Below are 24,001 nucleotides of genomic sequence, written 5' to 3'. Positions count from 1 at the left end.
TCCAACTCCGTCAATTCGAGGTCTTCATAGTCAAGCGGCCCTCGCAAAATTGCAGTAAGTTCGGCGATCGAAGATGAAAGTCTATCAAGACGCTTCAAAACGCGACTGGCTCAAAACCACAAGAAAGGAGCCTGTGCGATCACCGCCCACTGTATGATTGTAATCGTTAATTCAACGCTCACTTCGGACTCTCCACGGAGCTTCGGCTCGCCGGCTATGCATCCAACGAACTGCATGGCGATCGGATGTGAATTGCTGCTCGCCGCTACAATCTGCTCGACTTCTCGCAGCAACCAAGCATTGCTGCACTCGTGAGCCGCAGCGTTGATCGCGCCGGGCCACATGCCCGGCCGATCTGATCGACCGGGCTCTGGGTGGTGGGACCGGCACTGACGCCGGTGCCGAGACGGAGACCACCTATGACCCTCACCGACACACAGCGTATCCTGCTGAGCCAGGCTGCACAGCGCGACAGCGGCAGCCTTCATCCGCTGCCCGCCACGATCACCGCACCCCCTGGCGGCATCGCCCGCTCCATGAGCTCGCTGGTCAAACGCGGGCTGGTTGAAGAACGCGGGACAACCACTCCTGAAAGCGTGTGGCGCATCGACGGGGTGGCCCGCTTTGGCATGTTCATCACGGCTACGGGCAAAGGGGCGATCGGGATCGAGCAGGTCGTACCTCCGATCAGCGCCAATGCGGCGGCTGGTGCAGCAGCCCCCAGGCAGACCAAGGCAGCGCTGGTGCTGGCGCTACTCGGACGAGGGGAGGGCGCGACGCTCACAGAACTGGTCGAGGCGACCGGCTGGCTGCCGCACACGACACGCGCCGCGCTGACCGGCCTGCGCAGGAACGGTCGTGCGCTGGACAAGGGCAAACGTGATGGCGTCACCTGCTACCGCATAGTGGATGCGGCATGATGGACATCGAAGCGGAGATTGCAGCGCTTGATGCGCTGTCATCGGATCAGCTGCGCCGGCGCTGGGTGGCTGAGACCGGTAGCACAGTGCCTAGGATCAGCCCGAAACTGCTGCGGCTCGCGCTCGCTTGGGAGATCCAGGCGCGGCGCCTGGGCGGGCACGCACGCGAGACGACGCGCCTGCTCGATCAGCTCGGCCGCGGAGAAACCAGAACCGCCCGCCCAACCGCCGGCATGCGGCTGGTGCGCGAATGGGGCGGGCGGGTGCATGTTGTTACTGTTGGGGAGAGCGGCGACGGCAGCGATCAGGTGATCCGCTGGGGCAATCGCGAGTGGCGCTCCTTGAGCGAGGTCGCCCGCGCGATCACCGGCACACGCTGGTCGGGACCAGCCTTCTTTGGCCTCAGGAAGAAGGTGGCGGCATGAGCAAGGCAATTAGCAAAACCGCCGGCCCGATCCGCTGCGCCATCTACACGCGCAAGTCCTCGGACGAGGGACTCGAGCAGGACTTCAACAGCCTCGATGCGCAGCGGGAGGCATGTGCCGCGTACATCCGCAGCCAGGCATCGCAGGGCTGGACCGAGCTGGCCGAACGCTACGACGATGGCGGCATCTCGGGTGGCACGCTCGAGCGTCCAGCACTCAAGCGCCTGATGGACGATGTTGCTGCCGGCAGGATCGACATTGTGGTGGTGTACAAGGTCGACCGGCTCAGCCGCTCGCTGTTCGACTTTGCCAAACTGGTCGAGGCGTTCGAGGAGGCGGATGCGAGCTTTGTCAGCATCACGCAGGCGTTCAACACCACCAGCAGCATGGGGCGGCTGACGCTCAACATGCTGCTCTCGTTCGCGCAGTTCGAGCGCGAGGTTACTGCCGAGCGCATTCGCGATAAGATTGCCGCTTCCAAGGCCAAGGGCATGTGGATGGGCGGTACCCCACCGCTCGGCTACAGGCCCGACGGTCGCAGCCTTGCCGTGGTCGACGAGCATGCTGCCATCATCCGGCACATCTTCACTCGCTATCTTGCTGTCTGCAACGTGCGCCAGCTTGAAACCGAGCTGCAGGAGCAGGGGATCATCGCGCCGCTGCGCACCAGCAACAACGGCAAGCTGCTGGGCGGTGTGCCCTTCTCGCGCGGAACGCTGTATCTCATTCTCAAGCGCGTGACCTACACTGGCAGGATCGCGCACGGCGAGAAGATTTACCCCGGCAACCATCCCGCGATCATCGACGTCGGCACCTTCGACGCCGTTCAGGCGATGCTCGCCGACAACACTCAAGGACAGCAGCGCACCCGCAGCGACAGCACGAGCCTACTGGCCGGTCGGATTGTCGACAGCAAAGGTGAGCCGCTCATCGTCACACACACCGCGAAGCCTTCCGGCAGGGGAGAAGGCGGCACCAGCCGCTATCGCTATTATGTCAGCCGGGCGCTCGCTCAGGGCGACAGCACCACCGGCATCCGCCTGCCCGCACGCGAAATCGAGACGCTGGTCACGAACCGCATCGCTACACTGTTTGATGACTCCATCGAGCTGACGGCTACCGCCTGGCTCGACCTGCCTGCTGATCGCTACGCCGATGTCACCGAGCGCTGCAGGGAACTCGCTGCCAGGCAGCGCCAGCGTCAGCCAGAGGCACTTGCACTGATCGAGCAGGTGCAGGTTCACGACACGCGCATCGACCTGGTCTGCCGCACCAGCGACATCGCGGCGGCGCTCGACGCCTCAACCCACCCCGACGCACCAGCGACGATCACTCTGATTGAAACGGTGCGGCTGACGCGCTCGGGCAGGGCGATGCGGTTGATCCAGGGAGATGGTCAGGCCAGCACCAGCGTACCGGACCGATCGCTTACGCGCCTTCTGGTGCAGGCACGTGGGTGGTGGACCGAACTGCGCCAGGGCGAGATCGACATTAGCTGGCTTGCAGCACGCGAGCAGGTCAGTGCCGCCTATATTACGCGCGTCGTACGTCTCGCCTTCCTCTCACCGGCTGTCACGGCGGCGATCCTGACTGGCAAGCAGAGAACCGGCGTCACCGCCAGAGCGCTGACGCTCGATGCACCGATACCGGCAAGCTGGCAGAAGCAGGCGTCAAGCATGCTGCCGCGGGCAAGCGGGCGGTGAGAATCACTTTGTCACGGCTTACGTCGAACCGACCAGATCAGTGTCGAGAAGCTGGTAATGACGGCGGCAATCGCCAGAAGCGCGGCGGCATCCAGAACGAACATGGTGCGACTCCTTTCGTAGCCACCAGTTCTCACAACGGCGTCGTGTAGGACAGAACACTTACAGAACATGAACTAGGCCATCTGCTGGATCTTCATGTACCTTCCCCTGAAGACCACCCCTGAGCGGCGCGGAAGTCCACAAGCCACCTGATGCAGGGTAGATCGTGCGAAGCAGACGATGCAGAAGACGGCCATGAACTGGACTGCCTGCCCAGCGTTATCGGCGCTCGCCGCTGCGGCACTGGCGACGATGCGTTGATCGACGCTCTGGCTCAGGACGGGATCGCCTATGTCCCGTTCTTCCCGCTCGGCGGGTTCAATCCGCTGCAATCGGCGACGCTGTCCGACGTCGCCGAACGCGTGGCGGCAACGCCGATGCAGGTGGCGCTAGCTTGGCTGCTGCGGCGCTCGCCCAACATCCTGCTGACTTACAGACAGGCTTGACTGATTGTAAAAGTCGGGTGATCTCCTCCGCATAGGATTGCGCATCAGCGCGACCGAGTCAGGAGGGGAAGAAATCATGAAAAAGGTGAAGGCGCTCGCGCTGCTGGGCGCGTCCACGCTGGCTTGTCTGGCAGCGGTGCCCGCATCGGCTCAAGATGCGCAAGCGCGCCCGCAACCGCCTGCTGATCCTGCTGGTGTGATTGCACCAGCGACGGCTGACGAGCCGACAGCGGGTGGAGGAGACATCGTCATCACGGGCTCACGCATCGCCCGCCGGGACTTCACCGCCGAAAGTCCGATCGCCACCGTCGACGAGGATTTCATCAAGAACGCCGGCCCGACAACGGTGGAGCAGGCGCTGAACGTGCTGCCGCAGTTCCAGGCGACGCAGGGAGCTCAGACGACGTCGACCGCCATCGGCGGTCCAACCGCGTCCGGAGGCCGTTCGAACGCCAACCTTCGCGGTCTTGGTACCGCGCGCACTCTGGTGTTGTTTGATGGACGACGGCTGCAGCCATCAGACGCGCTGGGCGGCATCGACCTGAACACCATTTCGAGCGCGTTGATCTCGTCGGTAGAGACAATCACGGGCGGCGCCTCCGCTGTCTACGGCTCAGATGCGGTCGCCGGCGTCGTCAACTTTCGCTTCAACAACCGTTTTCGCGGCTTTGAGGTAGAATTCGACGGAGGCGTCACCGAACAGGGCGACGGCACCAACTACCAAGGATCGCTCACTTGGGGCGGGGCCACGGGTGACGATCGCGCGCGGCTATTCCTCTCGCTGTCCTACCTTGAGCGCAACGAAGCGTCTCGCAACAGTCGATCCTTCTTCGCCGACCGGCCGGGCAGCCTTGCGTCGACCGCGGGAACGCTCGTTGTCGACGGCACGAACCCGTTCGGCGTCGGCGATGCCGCTGCGGTGGCAGCCTATCGCAACCTTTTCGCGAACGTCTATCGCGCCCCGTTGCCGCCGAGCGCCAGTTCGCTAGTCGTCAACGGCGACGGAACGATCTTCGCGCGGAACACCGGATCAAACCTGCGCGATGCCGCCCGCTATGGCTATGTCGCGGACGAGGCTGGTATCATCACCCAGCGCAGCGTATTCGATTCCACGATCCAGCTGCCGCTGGAACGCTACACAGCGTTCGGGCGCGGTGAATTTGAAGTGTCGCCTGGCATCACAATCTACGGCCAGTTCAATTACGCCACCTACAAGACCGACCAACTTTCCGACCAGGGCACGTTTCAGACGATCGTCGATCCAATCCGGGTCCCGGCGAGCAACCCGTTCGTGACGCCCGATCTGCGTATCGCTCTTAACGCAAGGCGGCGTCCCAACGACCCGGTGCTCTACTATTTCACCGGCACGCGCGCTGGTCGCCTGCGTGTTGTGGAAGACTATGACGTTTACCAGTTCCTCGGCGGTGTGAAGGGCAAAATCACCGACACCAGCCTCAACTATGACGTTTATGCCAGCTATGGCGAAACCGATCAGACCGAATCGACCTTCAATCAATATAGCCGCAGCCGCCTCAACACTCTGCTGCAAGCACCGGATGGTGGCCGCAGTGTCTGCGACGGCGGATACAATCCGTTCGGCTACGAAGACGTATCTGAATCGTGCAAGGCGTACCTGCTGCGCAATTCCACCAATCTCTACAACTACAAGCAGACGGTGGTGCAAGCCAATCTTTCTGGCAACCTCTTCACCCTGCCGGGCGGGGACGCCGGTTTTGCGGTCGGCGCGGAGTATCGGAAGAACTCATTCGAAGCGAACATCGATCCTGCCAACCAACCGGTGCCATCAACTGTCAACGGCGCTACCACCTACGCCGCGCCGGAGACGCTCGGCTTGTCGGGTAGCGGCTCCTCCTCCGGGAACGTCGCGGTCAAGGAAGTCTATGCCGAGGTGCTGCTGCCGCTGCTTCGGGACACCGCCTTCGCCCAATCGCTGGAACTGGACCTTGCCTATCGCTACTCGGACTATAATCGCGTCGGCGGCGTTCACACCTACAAGGCAGGGCTGAATTGGACGCCGGTTCGGGGCATCACGGCACGCGGAGGCTATTCTCGTGCGATCCGCGCGCCGGGTCTGGGCGAACTGTTCGCGCCGCGCGCCGGCGTTTCGGGTACAATCGGCAGCCCGGCAACCGGAACTGGCGATCCATGCGATTCGCGCAGCGCTGCGCGGGCCGGGCGGGTGAGCGGCGTGACGCCCGGCCAGGTGGAGGCACTCTGTATCGCGCAAGGCGTGCCCTCCTCGCTCTACTCCAGCTACGCTTATACCGGCACGCTGACGGCCGCCTTCCGCGTCGGGAACCCGGACCTGAAGGAGGAAACCGCCGACAGCTACACCGTCGGCGTGGTCGTCCAGCCCGAGTTTGCCAAGTCTCTCTTCCGCAACCTTTCGTTTTCGGTCGACTATTACAATATCAAGCTGGACGATGCGATTGGCCGGGTAACGAGCCAGGTGGCCTTGCAGCAATGCTTCAACTTTGGCGGGCAGAACCCGAGTTTCGATCCCACCAATAGCTACTGCGCACTGATCAACCGCGACGCGGCAGGCCTGCTCGCGTTCATCAACGAGCCGCAGTTCAACCTTGGATCCTATTCCACGTCGGGCTTGGATTTCCAGTTCGACGCTACAGTCGATGCCGGAAATGCGGGAGCGTTCTCGCTCAACAGCTTTGTCAGCTACGTCTTGGATTACAAGATCCAGACGCTGCCCTCCGATCCGACGTTTGATTATGCTGGAACGATTGGCAACTTGCAAATTGACGGTTACTCGCAGTCGCATCCGGCGTGGAAGGCAGCTACGACGCTGTCGTGGTTCGGTGATCTCGGGTCGCTCAGCCTGCGGTGGCGCTTCATCGACGCGATGGGCAATTCCGCGAATGTCGGCGTGGCGAATGGAAGCGCGCCGGGCGTGCCATCGGTCAATTATTTTGACCTGATTGGGCGATTGAAGGCTGGTGAGGGCGTCGAGTTCCGCGCTGGCGTGACCAACCTCACCGACAAGCAGCCGCCGGTTTTCGGCGGACCGGCAAGCACTGACTTTTCCACGTACGATGTGATCGGCCGCCGTTACTTCTTGGGCGTGACCAAGCGGTTTTGACACAAGACCTAACTTGTTCTTCAGAGGGGCCGGAGTGATCCGGCCCCTTGTTGTGTCAGCCTGTTGCCCCGGGCAACTCCTGCTGCGAGCCGAAACTGCTCATCAAGCGACGTTCAGCCTCACGCGGAGCATTCTCCAGTCGGGTCGTCTTATCGAAGATCATCGTCGCGCGCGTCTTTGCATCATATTGAGGCCATGTCCGCTGACCCGGCACCAGGGGCACGCCGGTCTTGGCGAAGCTGGTCCATGCCGACGCCATCTCGAGCGACAGCCGATCGGTTTCTGCAGTGACTGGCCCCTCCATGCGCTCGGCCTTCGACACCGTGTCGAAAACAAAGGGGATCTCCGCACCATGCGGGGCGTGGAACCGTCCGTTCTGTACCGGAGTCTCGCGATTGAAGCCGTACATCCACACCGGCGCGCCGCCTGCCGCAGCCTTGCGCTCCGCCTGAATGGTTGAGTCGAGAAAATAGCTGCGGTCCGTTGTGATCATGTAGAGCAACTCGGCATTGCTCTTCTTGGGGTAACGCCGCTTGTAATCGGCGGCCACCTCCGCGCCGCGGTTGCCGAGATTCCATCTACCGAGCCGCTCGACGAGCTTCGCCTCGTCCAGCATGTCGACCGCGGGATCGAGCCCCAGGAAGACGGACTGTTCGGTCCGATTGGTGCCGATAAGCATCGGCACATCTCGCGACAGCGGCGTGGCCTGCGGAGAGAAAGGATCTGCCGGCAGCAGCCGTCCGTCCACGACCGGCCGCCATTGGCCCAGGCCCGCGGTCGCCTTACGCTGCGCGGCATGCAGCACGCGCAGCGGCACGTGCTGAAGACGGTCGATGTTGTCTGCAGCTATGCCGAGTTCTGCCAGCAGTCGGGCGGACTTGCGCTGGGCAAGATCACGGTTGTCCATCCGGAGCCCCGATCCACTTTGCACTGCTGCGCGGTGGAACAGCCCCTGCGCCGGCGTGAAGCCCATCATCATGCTGGTCTTGCGTCCGCCGCCGGACTCGCCGTGGATCAGGACACGGGAAGGATCACCGCCGAACTGCGCAATATTTTCTCGCACCCAGCGCAATGCCGCGACGCAGTCGAGCATCCCGACATTGCCGCTGTGGCGGAAGCGTTCGCCATAGCCGGACAGGTCGGCATAACCCAGCACGTTGAGCCGGTGATTGAGCGTGACGACCACGACGTCGTGCTTCGCTGCGAGATTGGTGCCGTCGTACCAGGACGACGAGCCAGATCCGGTGGAGAAACCGCCACCGTGCATCCAGAACATCACGGCCCGCTTGCCGCTGATGGATGGCGTCCAGACGTTGAGCACCAGGCAGTCCTCACGCTCCGGAAAGCTGCGTCCACCGCCGATCGGGCTTTGATAGAAGTTCGCTGGCACAGAGAGCGCGCGGTCGCCGGCTTCCCCCGCTTCCGAAACCCCGCCCTGCGGCGCGGACGCACCGTACTCGAGACAGTCGCGAATGCCGGACCATGGTGCAGGAGGCTGAGGCGGCATGAAGCGGTTGGGACCGCCAGTGTCTGCACCATAGGGGATGCCCTTAAACGACATTGCACCAGAGGCTGTGCTTCCCCTCACCTTGCCATGGCGGGTTTCCACCACCGGCCCGGGCTGAGCCAGGGCGCGGGTCGGCAGTACCGCCACGACCGCGCTCGCGGCAAGGAGTTGGCGTCGATGCAGGATGAATGTCATGGCAGGCTCCGATTAATGGTCCAGGGTGACGCAGGACGTTAAAACCGTCAGTGGTGACTGTTCACACAAAGTCTGGTGGCCTGCAATGGTCCGTTCCGCTCCGTGCTGTCGCTTGCGGTGCTCGAACGCCTCGTCTACAGTCAGGACTGATTGTTTATTAGACGCCGTAATAAGGCGCTTGGGGAGGAACAGCTGATGATTCTCGAATTCTTTGCCGCGATGGCTGCGGTTGCCGCTGCGCCCCAAGGCGCGGGGCAGGGGCCGGCGAATTATGACGATGCCACCAATTGGCTTTGCCGACCCGATCGGGAGGATGCCTGCGCCGCGGATCTGTCCTCGACCATCGTGGCGGCAGACGGCAAGCTGACGCCGGCCCAGTTCCGCCTCGCTAAAGACGCGGCGGTCGACTGCTTCTATGTCTACCCCACCATCTCACTTGACCAATCGCCGAACAGTGATCTCGTGCCCGGGCTGGAGGAACAGGCGGTGATCGCCAACCAGTTCGCGCGCTTCGGTGAAGTCTGTCGGACGTTCGCCCCCATGTACCGGCAGGTCACGATCCCAGCATTGCGGTCGGGCATGGCAGGCGCGCCGATGCCGGGCATCGATCGGGAATTGGGCTATGCCGACGTGCTGGCGGCGTGGCGCCACTACCTGGCGCGGGATAACAAAGGCCGCGGAGTCATTCTGATCGGCCATAGCCAGGGTTCAGGCGTGCTGAAGCGGCTGATTGCCGAGCAGATCGACGGCAAGCCGGATCAGGCCCGCATCATCGGTGCCTATCTGATCGGCACCAATCTGCTTGTGCCGAATGAAAAGACCGTTGGCGGAGACTTCAAGTCGCTGCCGATCTGTACGCAAGCGGGTGAAGTGGGCTGCGCGATCAGCTACGTCTCCTTCCGCTCCAACGTGCCCCCGCCTGCCAAGACGCGTTTCGGTCGCACCGATGCGCCGGGCATGCAGGTCGCCTGCGTGAATCCGGCTGCCGTTGGTGAGGACCGTGCTGCGACGGTCAAATCGTATCTTGGCAATCGTCCGGCCATCTCCTCCTCACAATTGCCGCCCAAGCCGTGGGTGGCCGGCAAAGCCGTTTCCACGCCCTTCGTGCAGACTCCCGGCCTGCTAACCGCCGCATGCACCACCGAAGGCTCTGCGCGCTACCTCAAGGTGACCGTCAACGCCGTCCCGGGTGATCCCCGCACGGACGAGATTAGTGGCGATGTCATCAACGATGGCCAGCCCGCGGCGGACTGGGGGCTCCATGTCATCGACGTGAACCTCGCAATGGGCGATCTGCTCGATGTCGCCCGTGCTCAATCGCGCGCTTACCTGGCACGCCGGTGAGCGTCACGCCTGGAGCAGTCGACTGGTGAGGTCAAAGCCCGGGAGCGAGATCTCGGATGAAGCGTCCGCGCCGGCCAACGGCCACGCGGTACGAAGTGCGAGCACGCGTGCGAAGCTGATCGATGCGACGATCGCGTGCCTGTTCGAACAGGGATATGCCGCCACTACCACGGTGGCGGTGGCCCGGCGCGCACGCGTCAGCCGCGGGGCAATGCTTCATCAGTTTCCGACCCGGGTCGACCTGATCATCGCCACGGCCGAACATATCGTCCGCGATCAGGACCAGCGACGGCGTGCATTGCTGCGCTCGGTGCCGCGCGGGGTCGAGCGGCTCCACGCCATCACGCAGGTCGCATGGGAGACGATGAACGAGCCCGCCTCGCTCGCGCTGACCGAGATCATGCTCGGCTCGCGCAGCGATCCTGATCTCAGTTCGCGGATCCCCAGCGTCATGCACGATATCGAGGAGCGACTGAACTCGGGTCCGCTGGAGGTGACTCACGATCTCGGCATTACCGATGATCGGGCGGTTCAGGCCATGATCCGGCTCCACCTGGCCGCAATGCGCGGGCTGATCATCGAGCAACTGTTCCAGCAAGACCGCCGCGCAGTGGACGAAGCCTTCAAGCTGCTCAGCTGGTACAAGCAGCAGATCGTCGGTCGCTTGCTGGCGGAGGGTAGCCAGGGCACGTTTTCAACGCAGCAGCTAATGCCTTGGTCCGTGTTGCAAAACAGTCATAGATGACGGTAAAAGGCTCCAACTATAATAACATCGTTGGGAGAGACAGGATGACCTACCGCCTCGCCGCCGCGCTCCTCGCGCTGGCCGCACCCGCTCTTGCATCCGCCCAGCGCGCCGAGCCGGCAAGCGCGGCCAAACCCTGGGTGGACAAAACCTTCACCACCTCCGACGGTACCAGGCTTCATTACGTCGAGATGGGTACGGGGACCCCGGTGATTCTGATCCACGGCGCGGGCGGCAGTGCGGTGGGCAATTGGTTCGTGAACGGCTTCGCGAAGGAACTGGCGCGCACCAATCGGGTCATCGGCATCGACATGCGCGGCCATGGCACCAGTGAGCGCGGGCCTGAGGATGGGCGTGGCAAGATGGCCGGCGACGTCCTCGAGTTCATGCGTCAGCAAGGGATCGCGCGCGCGCACATCGGCGGCTTCTCGATGGGTGGCGCGGTGACGCTTTCCTTGCTGGCGAGCAATCCGGAAAAGTTCATCACCGCGCATTTCGGCGGCTCTGGCATCGGCGAGACGGCGGCATGGCGTGATCGTGTGCCTGCCGATAAGACAGGCGATGCTCCCATGGAGACAAAGGCACGCGAGGCCTATTACCGCATCCAGCGCGAACGACTGGCGGCGCGCGGTGAGGAGATCGGCAACGCCCGGACCGCCACCGGTGCGCCGCCCACCACCGGCTTTACCATGACCGCCACGGATCGCGTCCGGATGGAAAGTGAGCGGCAGGCGCTGCTTGAGCGACTTGATCTTACCAGGATCGCCATTCCCGTGCTGGCAGTAAACGGCGACTATGATCGCCCCTTCGCCAAGACGCACCGGATGTGGCGCGAATTGCCGAATTTTTCCAATCTGGTGCTGCCGGGCTACGGTCATCTTTCCGCCGTGATGCAGGGTTTCGTGCCGCCGATCTACATCAAAACGTTGGGCGATTTCGTCCGGGCCAACAATCCGCCGCCAGCCGTTTAGCGCGCGAACGGCTTGATGCGATCACCAAGCGTGTTCCGTCGCAAGTCGCGGAGCACGCCCAGCACGGATTCCGTTTCGATGGTCGGGTCGATCTGAACCTCGATCGCCATACCGCGCAGGGCATAGACGATAGCGCGAGATACCGCCTGGTCACGCTCGTCCAGCAACAGCCCAGCGTCCGAGGCCCAGGCCTGCAGGCGGCGCGCCTGCTTCGGGCGCATCCGCTCCAGCACCTCCGGGTAGCGTTCCCTGACCAGCTCGTCGCTGCGTGCGCCGACCATAATCTCAGCCTGCGCCACGCCATGGGGCTGCTTGGCCAAATCCCAGCGCGCATCAATAAGGGACAAGAAGCGCTGCAGCGGATCGGGAATTTCCATCAGCCGCGGCTGGAAAAATTCGTGGTTTAGATCGACGATGCGCTCCATCGTTCCCAGGATCAGATCGGCCTTGGTAGGAAAATGATGCAGCATCGCACCCCGGCTCAATCCTGCGATCTTCTGCACCATCAAGGTTGTGGTGGCACCGTAACCGTGTTGGGCGAGACTGGCGATCGTCGCGTCAAGGATGCGGGCTCGCATGGTCTCGGAACGCTCCGCCTGCGTGCGGGAAGACTTCGCTGCCATCACCTTCAAATATGGGAGGACGCCTTCGATGTCGATGCTGCGACTTACGAGCACCAACCCGCAATGCATCAGCCCGCTACCTGGCCCCCCCAAATGCGTCAAAGCGGGTGGGCAGGTTTCGCCCAGTCATAGGGAGACACCGAACTGGCATCGGCAGCAGATGAACGGCCGACCGCTTTCTGAGAGCAGCGAAGGCGGGCTGAACGTCCACAACTGGGTCTAACTGCCCTTCTGCGCATTGCTCGAAATTACGACGAGAGGGCTATGGCACCTTGTCTGCGGCTAGCCTCTCGCTCAGCACCCGGCGATCGTCGACACGCGGCTTACCGTGGCTTTTGTGAAAAACGGCCGTAGCCGCTCGATCTGCTCGTCCGCCAGCCAAAACAGGTCGCTCATCCAGGTCTCCTCACCGAGCCTAAATCGGATCGCGACGCTCACATTGATGGGTCCTCACCCTAACCTTTACGGCCTGTTCTCGTCATCCAGCGAGGCATCCTGCTCGATCAGAAATTGTGCGATCAAGCGATATGGTAGGTGGCAGCTTGTCCATGGGTGCCGCGGCTCGATTGTGGCAGCTTCCCAGAACGCGACAAGCAGGCGTTGATCGCCCACGAAGGGACGCAGAACGTGCAGTGCGAGCCTCACCTCAAGTGTCCCGACTGGCTCTTGTGACGATCGCTGCGCGGCCTCGCGCAGGATTTGAAGCGCCAGGTTGATGAGGGTGTTTCGGTGCGCCTGCCGCCGAGCTCGCTTTTTGCCGAATGGTAAAGCGAGAAGGGAAACTCGAGGTGACGCGCACCGCTGCGGACATTTGATCGCCCACTGCGCTGCCTTCCAGTCCGTGTTGCCGCCGTTGTTGCGCACTTCGGCGATCAGCGCGTCCAACTCCCACAGTTCGGTTGCCTTGCAGCTTCGACACGTGACGCGCACCTGCGCTTCGACGCGGTAGAGATCGTGAAGGGTCTTCGGCGGGCCAACCGTCGGCCGCTATCAATGCCAGAACGAAAGCAGAACCTAAGGGCTGGAGATGTTGGAGAAGTTGTGCAGGGTGCGTGTCATGATCACGATTCTCGCCGCACCCGCCGGGGCCGCTATTCCGCCCGGCACCACATTCGCTGCACGCGCGTCGCAAGCGTGTTGAACAAGGACGCCGGGGCACGTCTCGCACGGGCATCGCTGGCGCATCGCCGAGAATGGCTTGTATAGCTGCTGGCCCGAAAGCGCAGAAGCGCGGCGGAGGGGCATCAAGGTCCGGGCGCCCCAGCTGCACGGTCAAAGTCGGCTTTGGCAGAGGCGCGAGCGTTGGGCCTTGGAAGAGCCTCGATTGTGCCGCTGTGAGAGAACCCGCTTATCGGCCGCGGTACGGCTCGCACGCAATCCCATCGCCGTCACCGTCCATGTGCGCGCCATAGCCGGGCTGGCCGCGGTACAGGGGCGCGGCACCGGCCGCACGAGCGGCGGCACAATTGCGGAACACGCCTTGGTCGGAAGGCGAATGACGTTTGGTTCGACGCGCTTCCGACCGAACGGGGGTCACGTACGGTTCAACGACTTGAAGACCGCAGGCGACGGTGACGTTGCCGTATGGGTCCCACTCCGATCGATAAACGGCATGACCCTTCTTGAGCTGAGCACACGACAGCTCCGTCCCATTGACGCGTACCCTCGCTAGCGTACGTCCGTAGTCATCGACCCCGTCGCGCTCGATCTCCGCTGAACCTTTGGCCAGCGCGGCCAGCGAGGCCTGAGCAGCGGTTGGATCGCCCGGCGCGCAGTCACGTCCTTTCGCACAGTGGCCGGGCAACTCAGGCGCGTCGATGCCGATCAGCCTGATGCGCTCAGCGCCACACCTAAGCGTGTCGCCGTCGAGCGCGACGAGTAGGCAGGCGAGAGCTACGAAGGACATGGTGGCGGCTCGGTGGAGGTTAAGGGTCCGCGCAGGCTAGCTCCGCTCAGTTGCCCAAAAGCTAATGCTTCGATCTGCGGCAGGAAGATCCACGAAGCTGCTCAGCTGCGACGCTGGCGATGTTGGTTGATCGGGAGCATGGGTGCACGATTGTGGCTTCGAGTACGCGCACCGCACCGAACGCGTCGGATATAACCAAGAACACGGGGGGCAGCTGCTTACGACCTGACTGAGCCTGCTAACGTGCAAGATCAGCTTGCTTGACGAATCGCCGCAAACCTCATCAATCTTGCGACCGATCAGGCATTGGGGCGCCTGATCACTTTTGGGGGAAATTTCATGATTGGACGTTTTGGAGCGCTCGCGTGCGCTCTGTGCTTTTCTGTCAATGCAGAGGCTCAAATGGCGCCGGCAACAGCGCCGGTCGCGACGTTGGCGCCGGTAGCAGACAACATGCTTCGCGTTGGCACTAAAGTCCCGCTAAAGCTGAACGAGGAACTGACCACAAAAGGCAAAAAGCTTCGTGTAGGCCAACATTTCCGCATGGAGGTTACCGAGCCGGTGCTGGTCGGCGGCCAAGTAGTTATCCCTGCCGGGTCGCCCGCCGTCGGCGAGATTACCGAGGTTCGCAACAAGGGCATGTGGGGCAAGTCGGGGCACCTGACTGCTCAGATGTTGTACGTTAGCGCAAACGGGCGGCAAATACGGATGACCGGCACCTTCGACGACAAGGGTGTTACCGGCACGGGCGGAGTTGTGGCGGCTATCGCCTTTGTGCCGATTGCCGGATTTCTCACAACAGGCACAAGCGCCAAGGTTCCGCTCGGCGCTGCGGTCACCGGCTTCATCGGCGAGGATGTGCCCTTGATGAGCGCTGCCGCTGCTACGCCGCTTATGGTTCAGCCCACCGCTCCGATGGTCACGACTGCACCTGCCGCTTCGTCGTCTCCGGCGCTCACTCCAGCGGTCGCAACGACGCCCAAGTGATGGTGCTGCGGGGTGCGCTGGCTTACGCTGGCGCACCGGCTTGCGAGGCGTGGCGTCCAGCGCGCCACGCCTGAACAGGAGTTAGGGCGGTGCGCGAATTCTTTCTTTTGCCCGCGGTGCTGGTGGCCGGCCTGGCTGTCGGCACGCTCCTGCTTTTCATCATGCTCTTCGTCATCTTTCCAACCATAATCATCTTTGGCGTCGTCTTACTGATCGGGGAGCGGCAGGGCTGGGCCCGAATGGGTGGGCTCTACCGAGATGACGATGAGCCGTGGTTCGGGTGACGTACCTGACTAGTTCCATGCCGGCATTACGTTCATCGCAGCGCCACAGTTTGCCACTAGTTGGCGAAGATATGCGTCTGTTCCTCTCCGCCGCCGCGACCGTCCTTGCCTTTGTGCCAGGGCAAGCATTTGCGTGGGGCAAAACCGGTCATCGCGTTATCGGCAAGATTGCCGAGCCATACCTGGCCGCCGCGGCCAAAGCGGGCGTGAAGCGCATCCTTGGTGCAGAAACGATGGCCGAGGCAAGCAACTGGCCTGACACGATGCGGAGCGACCCAGCTCCTTTCTGGCAGCGTGAAGCTGGGCCCTACCACTACGTCACCGTTCCGAAAGGTAAAACATACGCTGAGGCTGGCCACCCGCCCGAGGGTGACGGCGTCACGGCATTGCGGCGATTTGCAGCCACGGTGCGCGATCCAAAGGCGAGCCTCGCCGACAAACAAGCGGCGATCCGGTTCATTATTCACATCATTGGCGATCTTCACCAGCCGCTGCACGCCGGCAACGGCACGGATCAGGGTGCGAACGACGTGCGGGTCACATTCAAGGGCCGATCAACCAATTTGCACAGTGTCTGGGACTCGGCGCTCGTTGACGAGGAGCAGCTATCTTACTCGGAGATGGCAGAGTGGCTGGGGGCACGCATCACCCCGGCGTTGTCTCGTGAGTGGATGATCGCGGACCCGCAGGTCTGGATAGCCGAAAGCACGGCGCTTCGGGATCAAGTCTATCCGACAGGAGAGAACCGCTCGCTCAGCTGGCGCTACATTTACGAGAACACACCGCGCATGGAGTTGCGTTTGCAGCAAGGAGGCGTTCGCCTTGCCGCGTACCTCAACGACCTATTCAAGCGCCAGCGCAGGTGATGACACCAGAACAGGAGCGTTGGGCGGAGGCGCTGGCGATTGAGCGCATGTATGGGACGGAGGCCGCGGCGTGGGTTGCTAATCGCATCCGTGCGCTTTCCGTCGCGGGTGAGCGCGCGGGCGTCGTTCGTTTCCAGCAGATTGCAATGCGGTTGCATCAGCTCCGCAGAGGCGATCTCCCGACGTGATGCGCTGGATCTCCCGCGCCTGGAACTATCAAACGAGCAGCCCTTGGGTTTGGCTGCCGCTGTACGGGTTTGGGCTACTCCTGCTCGGCGGATTTTTGATCTGATTACGTGCGTTGAAGATCAACCGACATCGCAGCCGAGAAGTACGATTAAGGATGGCTTTTTTGCGTGCTTCTGTTCGCTCTTTCGGCGTTTGAGATCCGGACGGGGAAGTTGGCGGACCTTTGCCGACGCCGTTAACAAGCCTCAAAGCCTCGTTGAGTTTAATAGCAAGATCAGCGAGCCCGTTAGCATCCGCAAGTTCCGAGGCGCTTGCAATCTTATTCTCAAGCGCAGCACGCCGCGGGCATCCAGCAGCGCTTCCTTGATGATACAGGTCTGCCTTGGTTGCGCCGCGTGACTCGACGGACTGGACGATGGGAGTTTGGCGCTCCACGGCGAGCAAATAAAGCCGCTAATGCCGTCGACGCTGGTAGACTCGACAGCCTCCGGTGCATCGGCATCGTTTGCCGACCTCCAGTCATCATGCAGCGCGGATTTGCAGCCGATCGGTCATCTCGGTTTTCATCGAGGATCAGCACTGTACTATTGGTGCATGACACTCGAAATTGAGCCACAGCTGCTCGCCGTTGAACCCGGCTATCGCAACGTTCTCCGTGTGCGGCTGGCCGCCGCGTTGTTAGCGGTAACAACCGGCGCCATCGCGATCGATCAGCTTCTGCTGCGTGCCACAACCTTACATGGCGTTCTCACGGCGCTGGTCCCGCTGTTCGCAATCATCAGCATCGCGGTCGTGCCCCAGCGCATCTACCGTCGCCTAGGCTACCGATTGGCGGGCGAGATGCTGCACAGCGTCCATGGCTGGACCTTTCACACGGACACGCTTGTGCCGTTTGTCCGCGTTCAGCACCTGGACGTCACGCGCGGGCTGCTCGACAAACTGTTCGGCACGGCCAGCCTCGTCGTTCATACCGCGGGTACCCACAACAGCACCGTTACGATCAACGGCCTCTCGCCGGAGCGTGCCGCCGAGATCCGGGACGTCATACGCGAGCATGTGCGCTCGGACGTCGCATGACACGCGTGGACGTCGCGGTTGGAGGGGCTGAGCGGCTGCACCCTATGTACTTTCTTGCCGGTCTAGCAGGCTCGCTACGGCAGATGGTCGGCGGCTATGCCGTGATCGGCTATCTCGCGGCGACCGGCAGGTGGCGCATGGCGGTGCTGTTGCTGGTCATCGTCACGGTGGCGACGTTCGTCGGAACGTTCCTGCACTGGCGGCGCTTCGAGTACCGCGTCGGCGCTCAAGAGATCCGCATCGACAGCGGCATCCTCAGTCGCACGCATCGCTCAATACCGTTTGACCGCATCCAGGACGTGAATGTCAGCCAGGGTTTGCTTGCGCGGCTGCTCGGCATTGCGCGCGTCGAATTTGAGACGGGCGGCTCTGCCGGGGACAAGGATGACGACGGCGCGCTGGCCGGTATCCCGCTCGCCCGTGCAGAAGCGGTACGCAACCTCGTGCGCGCTCGGCGCCCCAAGGGATGCGGACTTGCGGTACCAGACACAAGCGACGCTTCCGACGCCCCGGCGTTGTTAGCGATGGATCTCAGGCGCGTTCTGTTGGCCGGCGTCTTCAACTTCTCGCTTGCCGTCATCGCCGGCCTGTTGGGCGTTGCCAAGACGATTGGTGATGCGGCAGGTCTCAACTTCTTGAAACGGCGCTTCTGGCGTCAGATGCTGGAGGCCGGATCGCCGGTCGTCGACCTGATCATGGCCCATCAGGTCGTCGCGATTCTCGCCGGCGTCATCTCGCTGACTGCTATCGGCCTTGCCGCCGGCATTGCACGTACCGTCCTGCGCGACTTCCGCTTCCGGCTCGATCGCACCACCAGCGGTCTGCGTCGCCGTCGTGGCTTACTCACCGTCACGGACGTGACGCTTCCAATTCTTCGCGTCCAGGCGGCGATCATCGGCTCGGGTCCGGTGCGCGCCAAACTCGGTTGGAGCGACCTGAAGCTCCAGAGCTTGGCCAAGGACGAGGGTACCAAGGGCGACCATGTGGTCGCACCGCTCGCTCGTGACCCGGAGGTCGCGGCGATCCTGAACGAGTTGGGCTGGCGATTTCCCGAACCATCCGTTCCGTGGACGAGATCGTCGTCCACTTACGCTTGGAGCGTTACAGCCCTCGGAGCGGTCATGGCGACCGCGCTTCTCGTCTGTTCGCCGGCCGTGCCTTGGATCAGTTTGGGCGGCGTGATTGCCGTCGCCGTACTGGTCGTCAGCCGCTGGCTGTGCTGGCATCGCTTCGGGTATGTGCTCGAAAAGGACCGCCTGCTGATCCGCTCCGGTTGGTGGCAGCGCCGGCTAATCATCCTTCCGCTGACCAGCATTCAGAGCGCGGACGTGACCGAGAACTTTGTCAGTCGTTACTTCGGAACAGCTGCCGTCACCTTTGGTGTAGCCAGTGGGCGCGGCTACTCTTCCCATCATATCCCCGCTGTGCTTCGTGATGCTGCATTCCTGCTCCGGATGCAGGTGCTTAGAAGTTATAATATCTAGATTTGGCTCTCAGGATATCAACTACGCCTCGGGATCTCGAGTGACCTGAGGTGATCGTTCGAGGCATTGACTCAGCGGGCCTTCCTCCTCTCAGTCTGAACGAACGGCCGAAGTTTGGGACAGTCAGAACGACGCCGAACGTCGGCTTGTGGGTCAACTCTGCCGACCCTCGGTTGGGAATCGTGTGATCAGCCGCGCCATCAAAACGGAACATTCGTGAACGGCTCTGGTTCGCTACACGAGAGGATAGTTCATCTGATGGCGACCCCCTTGCGCGTGCTGATCATAGGCGGCGGCTTCGCCGGTCTCGAGGCGGCGAAGGCGCTTGCGCGGGCGCCTGTCGAGATCACGCTCATCGATCGGCAAAACCACCATTGCTTTCAACCGCTGCTCTATCAGGTCGCGAGTGCGACGCTGTCGCCCGCCGACATCGCCTGGCCGATCCGCGGCATCCTGTCGGGACAGCGCAACATGCGCGTGCTGATGGCGAATGTGGAGGGGGTGGACGCCGGTGGCCGGATCGTGCGCACCAGCTTCGGCGACTTCGCTTACGACCAACTGGTGATCGCCACGGGCGCCACCCACGCCTACTTTGGGCATGAGGAGTGGGCGCCACACGCGCCGGGGCTGAAGCGCATCGAGGACGCGACGGAGATCCGGCGGCGCCTCCTGCTCGCCTTCGAACGCGCGGAGCTCGTCACGGACCCGGCGGAGCGCGACGCGCTCACGACCTTTGTGGTCGTGGGCGGCGGCCCGACTGGTGTCGAAATGGCAGGCGCGATCGCCGACATGGCGCGTGACGCGTTGCCGCGCGGCTTCCGCAACGTCGACCCAGGCCAGGCGCGCGTGCTTCTCGTGGAAGCGGGCCCGCGCGTGCTCGCCGCGTTTCCCGAGGAGCTCAGCCGCTACACGCAGGCTGAGCTGGAGAAGCACGGCGTTCAGGTCATGACAGGTGCTGCGGTCACCAATATCGACGCAGACCAGGTCACCGTCGGTGACCGCGTCATCCCGGCCGGCGCGGTGATCTGGGCCGCCGGCGTAGCGGCTTCGGCGGCTGCGGACTGGCTCGGCGCAGATCGCGACCGGGCGGGGCGCGTCAAGGTGGCGCCCGACCTGACGGTGCCCGGTCGACCGGAGATCTTGATCGCGGGCGACACCGCCGCCGTCATGGACGGGGGAGGCAAACCCGTTCCTGGCATTGCGCCCGCGGCCAAGCAGATGGGGCGATATGCCGCCGCCGTCATCGCCGCTCGCGCGAACGGGGCGGCGCTCCCTGGCCCGTTCCGCTACCGGCACCAGGGCGACTTAGCGACGATCGGTCGCAAGGCGGCGGTGGTGAGGTTGCCGCGCCTGACGCTCACGGGCTTCATGGGATGGGTGTTCTGGGGCGTGGCTCACGTCTTCTTCCTGATCGGCCTCAGGAACCGGATCGCTGTCGCGTTCAGCTGGACTTGGGATTACGTGACGCTGGGTCGACGCGCGAGGCTGATCACCGAGCCTGCGGATGCGCGACCCGCCCAAGCGGAGCCCGCCGGGCCGTCCGGCCAGCCTTCGGCCACGACTCCAACAGCGAACGCCGGAGTGCGGTCGGAGCAGGGTCGCGTTTGGGGCTGATGAGCATCCTTGTGGCAGGTTAAGGAATGTCTGGTTCCGAGCAGCCGTAACCCGGCCTCGGATATCGGAACGTGGGTGCTTCCGGCCGTTCGGTAGATCAGTGTGGGACTCTGAGATAGGCCGCTTCACCAACTTGTAGCAGTACCGTTTCCAGGTCCGACGCACCCTCTCGGAAAAACGCGATTGGGAACAGGCTTTCGGAAAGCGGCCTTACCGCTGTCATCGAGGAGACCGATCCTGCCCCGGCTATCCCGCTGCACCTTCGTTTGCGGGAAAGCAGAAACGGCTAGACGCGTCTCTCGGGGTCGGCATACCATAACGGTATGCGATACGACGCGCCTCATCCGATACCAGAATGGTCCGGCGAGGGGCGAACTTGCCTGTTCAGGCAGGTACGCAGGACAGGCTCGGTGAGGAGAGCCGGATCGGCGACCTGTTCTGGCTGACCTTCGGACACTTGGGTAGCCCCAACCGCCATCAGCAGGTTGAGCTTTGTCATGAGGAGGGGCAACTCGGTCGTGACAAACGTGTCCACCGGTAAGGGCCAAGCCGACCGCAAAATCACCTCAATGCAGCGTAAGGATCCGTTCTCGCCGGCTCCACTGCGCTCCACCATTTTGAAGTCGGCATGGACGAGCCGCTCCTCATCTTGCGCCATGGGAATCGCGGAGCCTTGTCATGAAGGAACGAAGCCGAAGCCCGACGGTGTCCGGTCTTTCGGCCAATCAGGGTATTGTTCATTTGGAGGTGCTGCCAGGCGCGCTCGCGCTGCAGCTCGTACCGCCGGAGCCGGCCGAGGTGCAATGCACACGCGCCGAAGGCTTGCCGCGGTCAGCGCTCGAAGCCGCGCCCGCGACCGGGCGGCGTACGCCGCTCATGGTCCCGCGCTTAGGGGCACCCGGCCGCACCCCTTTTTTAAGTGGCCACATGGTTCTGTGCGACCACATCGCGCCGGCAGCATCGGTCCCGGATTGCGCTTCCGCCTCCGCGCTCAAGTCGGACACCGCAACGACAGCCACTATCAACCCTATCCATCTCATGTTCGTACCCGTGCGTGATGGCGGCTTCGACGTCCTTGGCATGGATAGGAGAGCCAACCAGGGGGCTGGCTAACTGACAGCCGAAGGGTTGCCGATCGAGGCGCCACGCTCCGGAGTAAAGCATCGTTCGCCAAACACTTCCGGTACTACGGACCGCAGGTCACCCATCCGTTCGAGCACCGACTCTGCCCCGGCTGCCAGCAGGGCAGCGCCGTGCCCTGGCCGACAATGACGTCCGCCTACAAAGCCCAGCACGCGCATTCCCGCGGCACACGCAGCCCGGACACCTGGGACGCTGTCCTCGACAACGATGCACTCGTCGACGGGTGTGCGCATCCAGCCCGCAGCATAGATGAACACGTCCGGTGCAGGCTTGCCATGGGCCACGCGGGTGGCGGAGACGACATTGTCACCGAACAGATTGAGCAGCCCGGTGATGCGCAGGCCCGCCAACAGCTTTTCGGGATAGCTGGAGGAAGCGACGCATATCGGCGATTCAACCTGCGCCAACGTCTCGGCCACCTCCGGGATGGCTCGGAGTTCGGTCGGATAAGAGCGCGCGATGCGCCACCTAATCTGCTTGTAGTAAGAGGGCGGCACTGGCCGACCCCAATCACGCTCGATTTCAGCGATCATCGACGGCTCGGCGCGCCCAGCGAAGCGTGAGATTACGTCGTCCACGCCGATCGGATAGCCGACCCGTGTCAGTTCTTCGCTCGTGAGCCGGCAGACCAGGATCTCACTGTCAATGAGGACGCCATCACAGTCGAAGATGATGAGACTGGCCGGGGGCATCAGGCAGCGGCGGCGTTGATGAAAATGCCATTGGCGACCAGCCGCATAAGGCTGACGACGCCGCGGCTCGCCGCCGGCGGCAAGGCGCCGCGTCGTGCTTCATAGGCCTGCATCGGCCCATCCACACGGTCGGCGAAGCGCTTGGAGAAGTTGACGATGGTGTCCACCGAGTCAGGCGTCGGCGCGCGAAAGCGGGCCAGGATGCGCGTGATCGGGTCTTCATTGGAGCAGAATCGGCGGAGGATGGCGTCGGCAGCCTGCGTCAGATAGGCGTCGACGTCCACCTCGTCCACGAACCCCTGGAACTGAGGGTCGCCGCGCAGCAAGAGCGCAACCCCCTCCTGCATCTCACGCATGGCCATGCGCGCAAACTCCAGGCGACTCGGGTGCGACAGGAGAAACTCGTTGAGCTTCAACGCCTGATCGCCGTGGCTGGCCTCGAACGCCTGCAACGCGATGACCCAGTGCGTACCGTTCAACAGCCAGCTCTTGATCTGCTTCTCCGTATCTACATGGCGGCTGAACTCGACCGTCGTGCCCTCGCAAAGTGCGACCAGGCCCTCGCTGCCAGGATTGAGCTGAAGCTTCACCGACCCGAAATCCTCGGCGACAACGAGCACTGCGGGACCGTCGCCAGTTTCGACCTCCTCGAGCCCGACGCACATACGGTCGACCAGGGCGTGAACGGGCGTGACATGCACCTGGCTTTCGGTAGTGAGCATCGGTTGCACCGCAGCATCCATGAAGAGTGCCGGCGCGCTGAGTGTGTTCTCGCAGGCAATGAACGAGATTGGGCCGATCGCCTCCCCGGCTTCACGCCTGTGGGCAAGTTCGTTCAGTGCTGCAATCACCGGCGAATAGTTCTCCTGCGCAATGATCGACGCGGTGACAATCACGCCGTCCGCGGCGCGGCGCGCTCGGTCGAGGACCGTCTCGATTGCAACGAGGAGCGTGTCGTCGTCATAAGTGACAAAGCCGTCGTAGCAGACTGCAAAGCGGTCTGCGGCGACCCCACCCGGCTTTTGACTGAGGTAGCGGTGCGGCCCGCCAGTCGCGAGTAGCGCATTGCGGCGATCGGAACCGAGCGAGGTAGCGCCAGTCGCCTTTACGCTCGACTGCGCCCGATTGAAAAGGAACAGCTCTGATCCCTGCCGTTGGAGGCAGGACCGATCAAGCCGAGGCCAAGACGGCCCGCGCCAAAATGGATGTGCAACATGAAAACCACCGATCGTGAGACATTGGAGCACTGTCGCCCATGAGCGACGGTGTGGAACGCTGGATCGACAGGTCTTCGCCCGGTCTAACTGCATTCATGTCAAGTAACTGGTAAGAACAAGGAAAGTTTCCGAACTGGTGGCAAAAAAACTGTGATTCCACCACAGTATCAAGAAGACGCAGCCTGAAGGCATTCTTCATGCCATCATAACAAATGTGGGTCTCTACGTGTGTATAACTATCTTCAGACGTATCAGGTATTCGATTCAGGAAGAGTGTTAATGCACTTAACCTAGTTGAAACTTGAGCCGTTCGAACGTTAGCGAATCCAGGTTGGCGACGTCGCCCGGCACCAAACGGGCAGAAAGCTGACGGCCACCCTCTCGCGTCGTCGCGTACCGACAGGCCCACCGTTCGTGACGATGAACAGCGCGTCCACGCGATCTCC

General features: G+C 62.8%; 22 protein-coding genes and 2 pseudogenes. 16 read left to right on the top strand and 8 right to left on the bottom strand.

The genetic code is table 11. The annotated features are described in order from the left end of the window. The first annotated feature begins 419 nt into the window (after nt 1–419). From SPMU_RS17330 to SPMU_RS15855, 5 genes and pseudogenes are all read left to right on the top strand, one after another. Nucleotides 420–920: a DUF3489 domain-containing protein gene (locus SPMU_RS17330; RefSeq protein WP_245833429.1), complete on the top strand. Its 501-nt coding sequence runs from the start codon at nt 420–422 to the stop codon at nt 918–920. After that, nucleotides 917–1,345 carry a DUF2924 domain-containing protein gene (locus SPMU_RS15870; protein ID WP_245833427.1) on the top strand — a complete coding sequence of 143 codons (429 nt, stop codon included), beginning with the start codon at nt 917–919 and terminating at the stop codon, nt 1,343–1,345. Before SPMU_RS17330 ends, SPMU_RS15870 begins: the two co-directional genes overlap by 4 nt. Then, nucleotides 1,342–3,048, top strand: a complete 1,707-nt coding sequence (locus SPMU_RS15865) for a recombinase family protein (protein ID WP_088335259.1) — start codon at nt 1,342–1,344, stop codon at nt 3,046–3,048. The genes SPMU_RS15870 and SPMU_RS15865 overlap by 4 nt, the downstream gene beginning before the upstream one ends. Nucleotides 3,049–3,398: 350 nt before the next feature. Further along, a pseudogene (locus SPMU_RS15860) lies at nt 3,399–3,578 on the top strand (oxidoreductase); the annotation flags it as partial. Between the two features lie 94 nt (nt 3,579–3,672). Then, a complete protein-coding gene (locus tag SPMU_RS15855; protein WP_140418501.1) occupies nt 3,673–6,711 on the top strand; it encodes a TonB-dependent receptor domain-containing protein in 3,039 nt (1,012 codons plus the stop codon). A gap of 55 nt (nt 6,712–6,766) precedes the next feature. On the opposite strand, the gene SPMU_RS15850 is transcribed toward SPMU_RS15855, so the two are convergent. After that, on the bottom strand, nt 6,767–8,413 hold the full coding sequence (locus SPMU_RS15850; protein WP_088335255.1) for a carboxylesterase/lipase family protein: 1,647 nt from the start codon (nt 8,411–8,413) through the stop codon (nt 6,767–6,769). Between the two features lie 195 nt (nt 8,414–8,608). On the opposite strand from SPMU_RS15850, the gene SPMU_RS15845 reads away from it, so the two are divergent. The 3 genes from SPMU_RS15845 to SPMU_RS15835 are packed head-to-tail and all read left to right on the top strand — an operon-like array spanning nt 8,609 to nt 11,473. After that, a complete protein-coding gene (locus SPMU_RS15845; RefSeq protein WP_211275833.1) occupies nt 8,609–9,757 on the top strand; it encodes a DUF3089 domain-containing protein in 1,149 nt (382 codons plus the stop codon). Between the two features lie 25 nt (nt 9,758–9,782). Then, a complete protein-coding gene (locus SPMU_RS15840) occupies nt 9,783–10,502 on the top strand; it encodes a TetR/AcrR family transcriptional regulator (protein WP_169715745.1) in 720 nt (239 codons plus the stop codon). 44 nt (nt 10,503–10,546) lie between these two features. Continuing rightward, nucleotides 10,547–11,473 carry an alpha/beta fold hydrolase gene (locus SPMU_RS15835; RefSeq protein ID WP_140418500.1) on the top strand — a complete coding sequence of 309 codons (927 nt, stop codon included), beginning with the start codon at nt 10,547–10,549 and terminating at the stop codon, nt 11,471–11,473. Here the strand turns inward: SPMU_RS15835 and SPMU_RS15830 are convergent. The 4 genes and pseudogenes from SPMU_RS15830 to SPMU_RS17495 form a co-directional block, all read right to left on the bottom strand. Then, nucleotides 11,470–12,150 carry a TetR/AcrR family transcriptional regulator gene (locus SPMU_RS15830; protein WP_245833436.1) on the bottom strand — a complete coding sequence of 227 codons (681 nt, stop codon included), beginning with the start codon at nt 12,148–12,150 and terminating at the stop codon, nt 11,470–11,472. The two genes, SPMU_RS15835 and SPMU_RS15830, sit on opposite strands and share 4 nt — an antisense overlap. 238 nt (nt 12,151–12,388) lie before the next feature. Continuing rightward, nucleotides 12,389–12,492 (bottom strand): annotated as a pseudogene (locus SPMU_RS16750) (IS5 family transposase); the annotation flags it as partial. Between the two features lie 66 nt (nt 12,493–12,558). Further along, nucleotides 12,559–12,981: a hypothetical protein gene (locus SPMU_RS15825; protein WP_140418499.1), complete on the bottom strand. Its 423-nt coding sequence runs from the start codon at nt 12,979–12,981 to the stop codon at nt 12,559–12,561. Between the two features lie 463 nt (nt 12,982–13,444). Next, entirely contained in the window at nt 13,445–14,002 is a 558-nt protein-coding gene (locus SPMU_RS17495; protein ID WP_342746455.1) for a thermonuclease family protein, read from the bottom strand. 339 nt (nt 14,003–14,341) lie between these two features. Here SPMU_RS17495 and SPMU_RS15810 point away from each other — a divergent pair, with 339 nt between their 5' ends. The 7 genes from SPMU_RS15810 to SPMU_RS15780 all read left to right on the top strand — a co-directional run bounded on the left by SPMU_RS15810 (nt 14,342) and on the right by SPMU_RS15780 (nt 20,503). Next, nucleotides 14,342–14,989, top strand: coding sequence for a hypothetical protein (locus SPMU_RS15810; protein ID WP_088335245.1), 648 nt, complete (start codon nt 14,342–14,344; stop codon nt 14,987–14,989). A gap of 89 nt (nt 14,990–15,078) precedes the next feature. Beyond that, nucleotides 15,079–15,273 carry a hypothetical protein gene (locus SPMU_RS15805; RefSeq protein ID WP_088335243.1) on the top strand — a complete coding sequence of 65 codons (195 nt, stop codon included), beginning with the start codon at nt 15,079–15,081 and terminating at the stop codon, nt 15,271–15,273. Nucleotides 15,274–15,344: 71 nt separating this feature from the next. Next, the gene (locus SPMU_RS15800; RefSeq protein WP_088335241.1) at nt 15,345–16,139 is read left to right on the top strand and encodes a S1/P1 nuclease; all 795 of its coding nucleotides are present in this window, start codon (nt 15,345–15,347) and stop codon (nt 16,137–16,139) included. Continuing rightward, nucleotides 16,139–16,327: a DUF6961 family protein gene (locus SPMU_RS17575; RefSeq protein ID WP_088335239.1), complete on the top strand. Its 189-nt coding sequence runs from the start codon at nt 16,139–16,141 to the stop codon at nt 16,325–16,327. The genes SPMU_RS15800 and SPMU_RS17575 overlap by 1 nt, the downstream gene beginning before the upstream one ends. Nucleotides 16,328–16,784: 457 nt before the next feature. Next, the gene (locus SPMU_RS15790; protein ID WP_088335237.1) at nt 16,785–17,405 is read left to right on the top strand and encodes a PH domain-containing protein; all 621 of its coding nucleotides are present in this window, start codon (nt 16,785–16,787) and stop codon (nt 17,403–17,405) included. A 5-nt stretch (nt 17,406–17,410) separates the two neighbouring features. Next, entirely contained in the window at nt 17,411–18,889 is a 1,479-nt protein-coding gene (locus SPMU_RS15785; RefSeq protein ID WP_169715743.1) for a PH domain-containing protein, read from the top strand. Nucleotides 18,890–19,147: 258 nt separating this feature from the next. Next, nucleotides 19,148–20,503 carry an NAD(P)/FAD-dependent oxidoreductase gene (locus SPMU_RS15780; protein ID WP_088335233.1) on the top strand — a complete coding sequence of 452 codons (1,356 nt, stop codon included), beginning with the start codon at nt 19,148–19,150 and terminating at the stop codon, nt 20,501–20,503. A 340-nt stretch (nt 20,504–20,843) separates the two neighbouring features. Here SPMU_RS15780 and SPMU_RS15775 read toward each other — a convergent pair whose 3' ends face one another. Further along, entirely contained in the window at nt 20,844–21,161 is a 318-nt protein-coding gene (locus tag SPMU_RS15775) for a hypothetical protein (protein WP_088335230.1), read from the bottom strand. Between the two features lie 20 nt (nt 21,162–21,181). On the opposite strand from SPMU_RS15775, the gene SPMU_RS15770 reads away from it, so the two are divergent. Beyond that, nucleotides 21,182–21,616 carry a hypothetical protein gene (locus SPMU_RS15770; RefSeq protein WP_140418498.1) on the top strand — a complete coding sequence of 145 codons (435 nt, stop codon included), beginning with the start codon at nt 21,182–21,184 and terminating at the stop codon, nt 21,614–21,616. On the opposite strand, the gene SPMU_RS15765 is transcribed toward SPMU_RS15770, so the two are convergent. Continuing rightward, nucleotides 21,613–22,338, bottom strand: a complete 726-nt coding sequence (locus SPMU_RS15765; protein ID WP_088335226.1) for an HAD family hydrolase — start codon at nt 22,336–22,338, stop codon at nt 21,613–21,615. The two genes, SPMU_RS15770 and SPMU_RS15765, sit on opposite strands and share 4 nt — an antisense overlap. Beyond that, nucleotides 22,338–23,585, bottom strand: coding sequence for a hypothetical protein (locus SPMU_RS15760; protein WP_088335224.1), 1,248 nt, complete (start codon nt 23,583–23,585; stop codon nt 22,338–22,340). The genes SPMU_RS15765 and SPMU_RS15760 overlap by 1 nt, the downstream gene beginning before the upstream one ends. Between the last annotated feature and the right edge of the window lie 416 nt (nt 23,586–24,001).

The organism is Sphingomonas mucosissima, assembly GCF_002197665.1.
Lineage (GTDB): Bacteria > Pseudomonadota > Alphaproteobacteria > Sphingomonadales > Sphingomonadaceae > Sphingomonas > Sphingomonas mucosissima.
Note: the sequence above shows the minus strand (reverse complement) of the source record. Positions and strands in the feature narration are given on the sequence as shown.